The 6,402-nt window shown below is 72.5% G+C and carries 7 protein-coding genes, 2 tRNA genes and 1 pseudogene; 4 read left to right on the top strand and 6 right to left on the bottom strand.

What is annotated here, in order from left to right; translation table 11 throughout:
- Positions 1-156: 156 nt before the first annotated feature.
- The 4 genes and pseudogenes from AC2W7A_RS08025 (at position 157) to asd (ending at position 3,116) form a co-directional block, all read left to right on the top strand.
- Positions 157-978: a thymidylate synthase gene (locus tag AC2W7A_RS08025; protein WP_485990897.1), complete on the top strand. Its 822-nt coding sequence runs from the start codon at positions 157-159 to the stop codon at positions 976-978.
- A gap of 98 nt (positions 979-1,076) precedes the next feature.
- Positions 1,077-1,600: pseudogene (locus AC2W7A_RS08020) on the top strand (dihydrofolate reductase).
- A gap of 87 nt (positions 1,601-1,687) precedes the next feature.
- Positions 1,688-1,924: an NF038396 family protein gene (locus tag AC2W7A_RS08015; protein ID WP_485990896.1), complete on the top strand. Its 237-nt coding sequence runs from the start codon at positions 1,688-1,690 to the stop codon at positions 1,922-1,924.
- A 16-nt stretch (positions 1,925-1,940) separates the two neighbouring features.
- Positions 1,941-3,116, top strand: coding sequence for an aspartate-semialdehyde dehydrogenase (gene asd, locus AC2W7A_RS08010; protein ID WP_485990895.1), 1,176 nt, complete (start codon positions 1,941-1,943; stop codon positions 3,114-3,116).
- Between the two features lie 169 nt (positions 3,117-3,285).
- Here the strand turns inward: asd and AC2W7A_RS08005 are convergent, their stop codons facing one another.
- The 6 genes from AC2W7A_RS08005 to AC2W7A_RS07980 form a co-directional block, all read right to left on the bottom strand.
- Positions 3,286-4,458, bottom strand: a complete 1,173-nt coding sequence (locus tag AC2W7A_RS08005) for a UDP-N-acetylmuramate dehydrogenase (RefSeq protein ID WP_485990894.1) — start codon at positions 4,456-4,458, stop codon at positions 3,286-3,288.
- The gene (locus AC2W7A_RS08000) at positions 4,455-5,000 is read right to left on the bottom strand and encodes a MaoC/PaaZ C-terminal domain-containing protein (RefSeq protein ID WP_485990893.1); all 546 of its coding nucleotides are present in this window, start codon (positions 4,998-5,000) and stop codon (positions 4,455-4,457) included. Before AC2W7A_RS08000 ends, AC2W7A_RS08005 begins: the two co-directional genes overlap by 4 nt.
- On the bottom strand, positions 4,997-5,458 hold the full coding sequence (locus tag AC2W7A_RS07995; RefSeq protein ID WP_485990892.1) for an FAS1-like dehydratase domain-containing protein: 462 nt from the start codon (positions 5,456-5,458) through the stop codon (positions 4,997-4,999). The genes AC2W7A_RS08000 and AC2W7A_RS07995 overlap by 4 nt, the downstream gene beginning before the upstream one ends.
- Positions 5,459-5,518: 60 nt before the next feature.
- Positions 5,519-5,836, bottom strand: a complete 318-nt coding sequence (locus tag AC2W7A_RS07990; protein WP_485990891.1) for a hypothetical protein — start codon at positions 5,834-5,836, stop codon at positions 5,519-5,521.
- 144 nt (positions 5,837-5,980) lie between these two features.
- Positions 5,981-6,054 (bottom strand) — tRNA-Met (locus tag AC2W7A_RS07985).
- Positions 6,055-6,116: 62 nt separating this feature from the next.
- Positions 6,117-6,188 (bottom strand) — tRNA-Thr (locus tag AC2W7A_RS07980).
- Between the last annotated feature and the right edge of the window lie 214 nt (positions 6,189-6,402).

The following is a 6,402-nucleotide window of genomic DNA, read 5'->3' as shown; positions in this document are numbered from 1 at the left end:
CGCTGCGCCAGGCCGCGGCGCTGGCACACCGGCGCCGGCTGGGGACCGCGTCCGGTGGGGAGCAGGGAGGCCGGGCCGCGCCTGGGGAGTGAGCCACGGGCCCCTTCGGTGACGGCAGCTCCCCGGGGCCTGGGGCCTGCTCGGTACCATGGGCAGGTGACCATTCCGACCCCGTATGAGGACCTGCTCGCCGAGGTGCTGGCCGACGGCGCCGTCAAGGGCGACCGCACCGGCACCGGCACGCTCAGCGTGTTCGGACGGCAGCTGCGCTTCGACCTGGCCAAGTCCTTCCCGCTGATCACCACCAAGCGCGTTCACTTCAAGTCCGTGGCGCTCGAGCTGCTGTGGTTCCTGAGGGGCGACTCCAACGTGCGCTGGCTGCAGGAGCGCGGCGTGCGCATCTGGAACGAATGGGCGGACGAGAACGGCGACCTCGGCCCGGTGTACGGCGTGCAGTGGCGCTCCTGGCCGGACGGGGACGGCGGGACCATCGACCAGATCGCCAAGGTGGTGGAGTCCCTGCGGACGAACCCGGACTCGCGCCGGCACATCGTCACCGCGTGGAACCCGGCCGAGGTGGACGAGATGGCCCTGCCGCCGTGCCACGCGCTGTTCCAGTTCTACGTGGAGCCGGCCGCCGACGGCGGACCGGGGAGACTCTGCTGCCAGCTGTACCAGCGCTCGGCGGACCTCTTCCTCGGCGTGCCCTTCAACGTGGCCTCCTACGCCCTGCTCACGGTCATGATGGCCGAGCAGACCGGCCTGCGCCCCGGCGAGTTCGTGTGGACCGGCGGCGACTGCCACATCTACGCCAACCACGTGGAGCAGGTCCGCGAGCAGCTCGCCCGCGAGCCCTACCCGTATCCGCGGCTGCGCCTGACCCGGAGGCCGGAGTCGATCTTCGACTACGACTACGAGGACATCGAGCTCATCGACTACCGTCACCACCCGACCATCGCGGCGCCGATCGCCGTCTGAGCCTGCCCCAGGACACAGCACACAGGAGCACCCGCAGCACCGTGAACGACGCCTCCCGTCACCGTCCCGCCCCCGCCGGCACGTCCGGCCGGGTCGGCATGATCTGGGCCCAGACCCCGGACCGGGTCATCGGCCGCGACGGCACCATGCCGTGGCACCTGCCCGAGGACCTGCAGCACTTCAAGGACCGCACCCTCGGCCACCCCGTGGTCATGGGGCGCCGCACCTGGGAGTCCTTCCCCGAGCGGTTCCGCCCGCTGCCCGGCCGCACGAACATCGTGGTCTCGCGCACCCTGGACGCGGACCCGGCGCCGGGGACGCGGTCCGCGCCACCGGCGCCGTGGTGACCTCCGACTTCGGTGCGGGCCTGCGCGCGGCCGCCGAGGCCGACGGCCTGGATCTGGTCTGGGTCATCGGCGGCGCCACCCTGTACGAGCAGGCCCTGGACGTCGCCACCCTGGCCGAGGTCACCGTGATCGACACGGACGCCGACGGCGACACCCACGCCCCCGCCCTGGACTCCCGGTGGCGGCTGACGCACGCCGACCCGGCGCCGGAGGGGTGGCACACCTCCGCGGACGGCCTCCGCTACCGCTTCGAACGCTGGGAGCGGCCGGCCTGACCCGCTCGGCCGCCCCACCCCGCCGGAGGGCACCGCGTCCGTCACCAGAGCATCCCCACCCGTGAACCCCGTCGAGAAGGAGCATCCATGAGCCCCACCCCGACCCCCCAGGACGAGCAGAAGCCGTTCTTCGACAAGGACATGCTGTCCTTCCTCGCGCTGATCGCCTTCCCGATCCTGGCGCTCGTCTCCGCCGTGTTCGGCCTGATCCTGGTGGTCCAGGGCCACATCCTCGGCGGCCTGCTGTTCCTGCTGGTCCTGACCCAGGCCTTCGCCATCGGCGGTCTCGTCGTGTGGACGCGCAGGCGCCGTCCCCGCGACTGACGACTACGGTGGGGGCATGACCGTCGACGCACAGCACACCGCCGCCCCCGCCGACGCCGCCACCCTGCCCGCCGTGGGCCTGGTGGGCTGGCGCGGCATGGTGGGCTCCGTCCTCATGCAGCGCATGGCCGAGGAGGGCGACTTCGCCCGCATCCACCCGGTCTTCTTCTCCACCTCGAACGCCGGCGGCACCGCCCCGGTCTTCGACGGCATGGACGGGGACCCGGGCACCCTCAAGGACGCCTACGACATCGAGGCGCTCAAGGCCCTGCCGATCATCGTCACCGCCCAGGGCGGCGACTACACCAAGGCCGTGCACGGGAAGCTCCGCGCCGCCGGCTGGGACGGGCTCTGGATCGACGCCGCCTCCACCCTGCGGATGGAGGACGACGCCGTGATCGTCCTGGACCCGGTGAACCGCTCGGTGGTCGACGCGGCGCTGGCCTCCGGCACCAAGGACTTCGTGGGCGGCAACTGCACCGTCTCCTGCATGCTCATGGGCCTGGGCGGCCTCTTCACCGCCGGGCTGGTGGAGTGGGGCACCGCCATGACCTACCAGGCGGCCTCCGGCGGCGGCGCCCGCCACATGCGCGAGCTGCTCACCCAGTACGCCGCCCTGGGCGGCGTGGTGGCCGACGAGCTCGCCGACCCGTCCTCCGCGATCCTCGAGATCGACCGCAAGGTCATCGAGCTGCAGCGCTCCGGCCGCCTGGACGCGAGCCAGTTCGGCGTCCCGCTCGGCGGCTCCCTCATCCCCTGGATCGACGCGGACCTCGGCGACGGCACCTCCCGCGAGGAACGCAAGGCCTTCGACGAGACGAACAAGGTCCTCGGCCGCACCGGGGACGAGCGCATCCCGTTCGACTCGCTCTGCGTGCGCGTGGGCGCCATGCGCTCCCACTCCCAGGCCCTCACCCTGAAGCTCACCCGAGACGTCCCGCTCGACGAGGTCGAGCAGATCATCGCCGAGGGCACCGAGTGGGCCACCGTCGTCCCGAACGACAAGGAGTCCACCATGGCGGGCCTGACCCCCGTGACGGCCACCGGCACCCTTCAGATCCCCGTGGGGCGTCTGCGCAAGCTCAACATGGGCCCGGAGTACCTCTCCGCCTTCACCGTGGGCGACCAGCTCCTCTGGGGCGCGGCCGAGCCGCTGCGCCGCATGCTGATGATCGCCACCGGCAACCTCTGAGCAGGTTTCCCTCTCCGCGCCGAACCAGAGAGAGTGGCCATTTCAGCCCGCCCTCAACCAGCCGAACCTTCTGGCTCGCCGCGGGGACGAAGCCGTGGCCAGGCACGACGACGGCCCGGTCACCTTCGAGCGAAGGTGACCGGGCCGTCGGCGTGGGTCCGGCGGTGGTTCAGAGGCGGGTGCCGATGATCATCGGTTCGGCGTGCAGCTCCACGCCGAACCGCTTCTTCACCCCGTCCCGCACGGTGCGGGCGATGGTGAGGATGTCCTCGGTGGAGGCGCCGCCGCGGTTGGTGACGGCCAGGGTGTGCTTCGTGGACAGGGAGGCGCGGCCGCCGGCCAGGCCCGTCCCGTCCGGGCCGCGGCCGTCCGCTTCGCCCTCGCCGGGGGCCACGTCCGGGAGGCCGAAGCCCTTCTTGAACCCGGCGTGGTCGATCAGCCAGGCGGCCGAGAGCTTGACCAGCTCCGTGCCGTCCTCCGCATGGCCGGCGCCGAACGCCGGGGCGCCTTCGGGCAGACGGGCACGCACGGAGGCCGGGACGATCGGGTTGGTGAAGTAGGAGCCGGTGGACCAGGTGTCCCGGTCCTCGTGGTCCGCGACCATGCCCTTGGACCCGCGCAGGGCCAGCACGCTCTCCCGGACGGTGGTCAGCGGGGCGTGGGTGCCCTCCTGGACGTCGAGGGCCTTGGCCAGCTGCCCGTACCGGACCGGTGCGGTGGCAGCGGCGCCGGGGGCGGCGCGGTGCAGCTCCAGGTCCACGGACAGCACGATCCAGCGCGGGGACGGAGCGCCGCCGGAGGTCATGGAGCGCTTGATGATCGAGTCGCGGTAGCCGAACTCCAGATCCTCGGCGGAGAGCTCCACGATCTGCCCGGACTCGCGGTCCAGGGCACGCAGGGAGCGCAGCACCTGGGAGACGTCCGCGCCGTACGCGCCGACGTTCTGCACAGGGGTGGCGCCGGCCGAGCCGGGGATGCCGGAGAGGGCCTCGATGCCGGCCAGCTCGTGCTCCACGGACCAGGCGACGGCGTCGTCCCACACGTGGCCGGCCGCGACACGCACGAGGACGGCCGAGCCCTCGGCGCCGGCGTCCGCGTCACCGGAGAGGACCTCGATGCCGGTGAAGGCCATCTGCACCACGGTGCCGGCGAAGCCGGCGTCCGCCATCAGGGTGTTCGAGCCGCCGCCCAGGACGAACAGCCGCTCTCCCGCCGCGTCCGCCGCGGTGATGGCCTCCACGGCCTGCGCCTCGGTCTCGGCGCGAACCCAGGCCTGCGCCTCGCCGCCGACGCGGGTGGTGGTGTGGTCCGCCAGGCGGCGGCCGGTGGTCGGCTCGCTCACGCGGCCTCTCCCTTCGGCAGGGCGACGACGGCCTGCGCCTTGGTGAGCGCGCGGGCGTCCTCGCTGCTGGTGACGGTGACGGTCAGATCGATGCGGGCGGTCCCGGCCTCCGGGTCGACCTTGCCGACCTTGCCGGTGACCTGCAGGGTGGCGCCGGGCTCGTCCCGTCCGTCGTCACCGGTGCGACCGGTGGTGTCCGCCACCGGGACCATCGCCGTGAAGCGGGTCTGGTAGTCCACCACCCGGGCCGGGTCCCCGGCCCAGTCGGTGACCAGCTGCACGGCGGCGCCCATGGTGAGCATGCCGTGGGCGATCACGCCTGGCAGGCCCACGGACGTGGCGAAGGACTCGGACCAGTGGATCGGGTTCCGGTCACCGGAGGCACCGGCGTAGCGGACGAGGTCCGCACGGGTCAGGTGGACGGTGCGGGTGCCGACGACGGCGCCCTTTTGCAGGCCCTCCAACTGAGGGGCGGGGACGTCCTGGGCGGGGCGGGCGGTCTCGCCCGGGACGCGGTGCGCGGCGGTGTTCTCGGTGCTCATGCGTCGGCCTCCTCGTCGTCGGCGCGGACCAGCAGGGTGGAGGTGACGGAGCTCAGCGGGGCGCCGGAGCCGTCCACGATCTCGGTCACGGTGGTGACCATCGAGTTGCCGCCGAGCTGCTTCACGGAGGCAATGGACACCGTGGCGGTGACCTCGTCCCCGGCGGTGAGCGGGCGGGTGTGGGTGAAGCGCTCCTCTGCGTGGACCACGCGGGAGAAGTCGATGCCCACCTCGGGATCGTTCACCACGGCCGCCTCGGCACGCTGGGCGACCACGACGGCGAAGGTCGGCGGGGCCACGAGGTCCGCGTGGCCGAGGGCCCGGGCGGCCTCGACGTCATGGTGGGCCGGGTGCGTGGCCTGCACCGCGGAGGCGAACTCGCGGATCGCCTCGCGGGAGACCTGATAGGGCTCGGCCGGCGGGTACTGCCGGCCGGCGGCCTCGGGGTTGACGCTCATGCGCTCCTCCTCGTCTGACGGTTCGCGGGCGCTGGTCCAGCCTACCGGCGTAGACCGCCGTCACGCCCGGTGCCGCCGCGCGCCGGCTCCTCCACGCACGGCACCCCCGCGGGCCCCGTCCTGGGCGGCCCGATTGCGGGCGGCGTCCCGGAAGCGGACGGTCTGCGCAGTGAGGTGGCAGAGCACTCCGAATCCGAGGATGCCCAGGGCGATCCAGGAGACAGGGAGTCGCCCGGACACCGCTCCGACGATCGCCAGGACGATGCCGACCAGGAAGAGCCCCGAGCCGGTCAGGACGAGACGGCGATAGAGGTTCGAGCCGTTGTCCCACATGCCTGCCATGCCGGTGGACGGGGGTCGCTGCTGGGAAGGGGCCATGCACACGAGTCTACGAGCCGGTGCCGGCGCAGGGAGACGGCGCGCAGTGGCGGCAGAGGCACCCGACGGCAGAGGCACAGAAGCGGACGAGTCCCCGTAGCCGACGAGAGGGCCCGGCCTGTCGGCCGAACCCTCTCGGATCGGTAGCGGCGGGGGGACTCGATCCCCCGACCTCACGATTATGAGTCGTGCGCTCTAACCAGCTGAGCTACGCCGCCACGACATGAGAACGCCCGCGCTTCCAGCGCGTATGTGCCGAAAGAACGGGCTCTCATGTCAGAGCCCCGACCGGGAATCGATCCCGGGACCTCCATCTTACCAAGATGGCGCTCTACCACTGAGCTATCGGGGCAACGAGTAGATACTCTACCAGCGCCCTGCGCCGAGTTCCAAATCGGGGGCGATGCCCCGCCGGGGGCCCCGTCAGGACCGTCCGGCAGGACACCGCTCACCACCACGTCAGTGCTGCGGGCGGCGCCGAAGCGCTTCGGGCCGGAGCCGCGGCCACCCTTGCCGCCGCCGGCGAATCCGCCGCGTCCGCCCTTGTCAGAGCCGAACTTTCCGCG

Source organism: Micrococcus sp. LASM2_SD2 (assembly GCF_057364565.1).
Note: the sequence above shows the minus strand (reverse complement) of the source record. Positions and strands in the feature narration are given on the sequence as shown.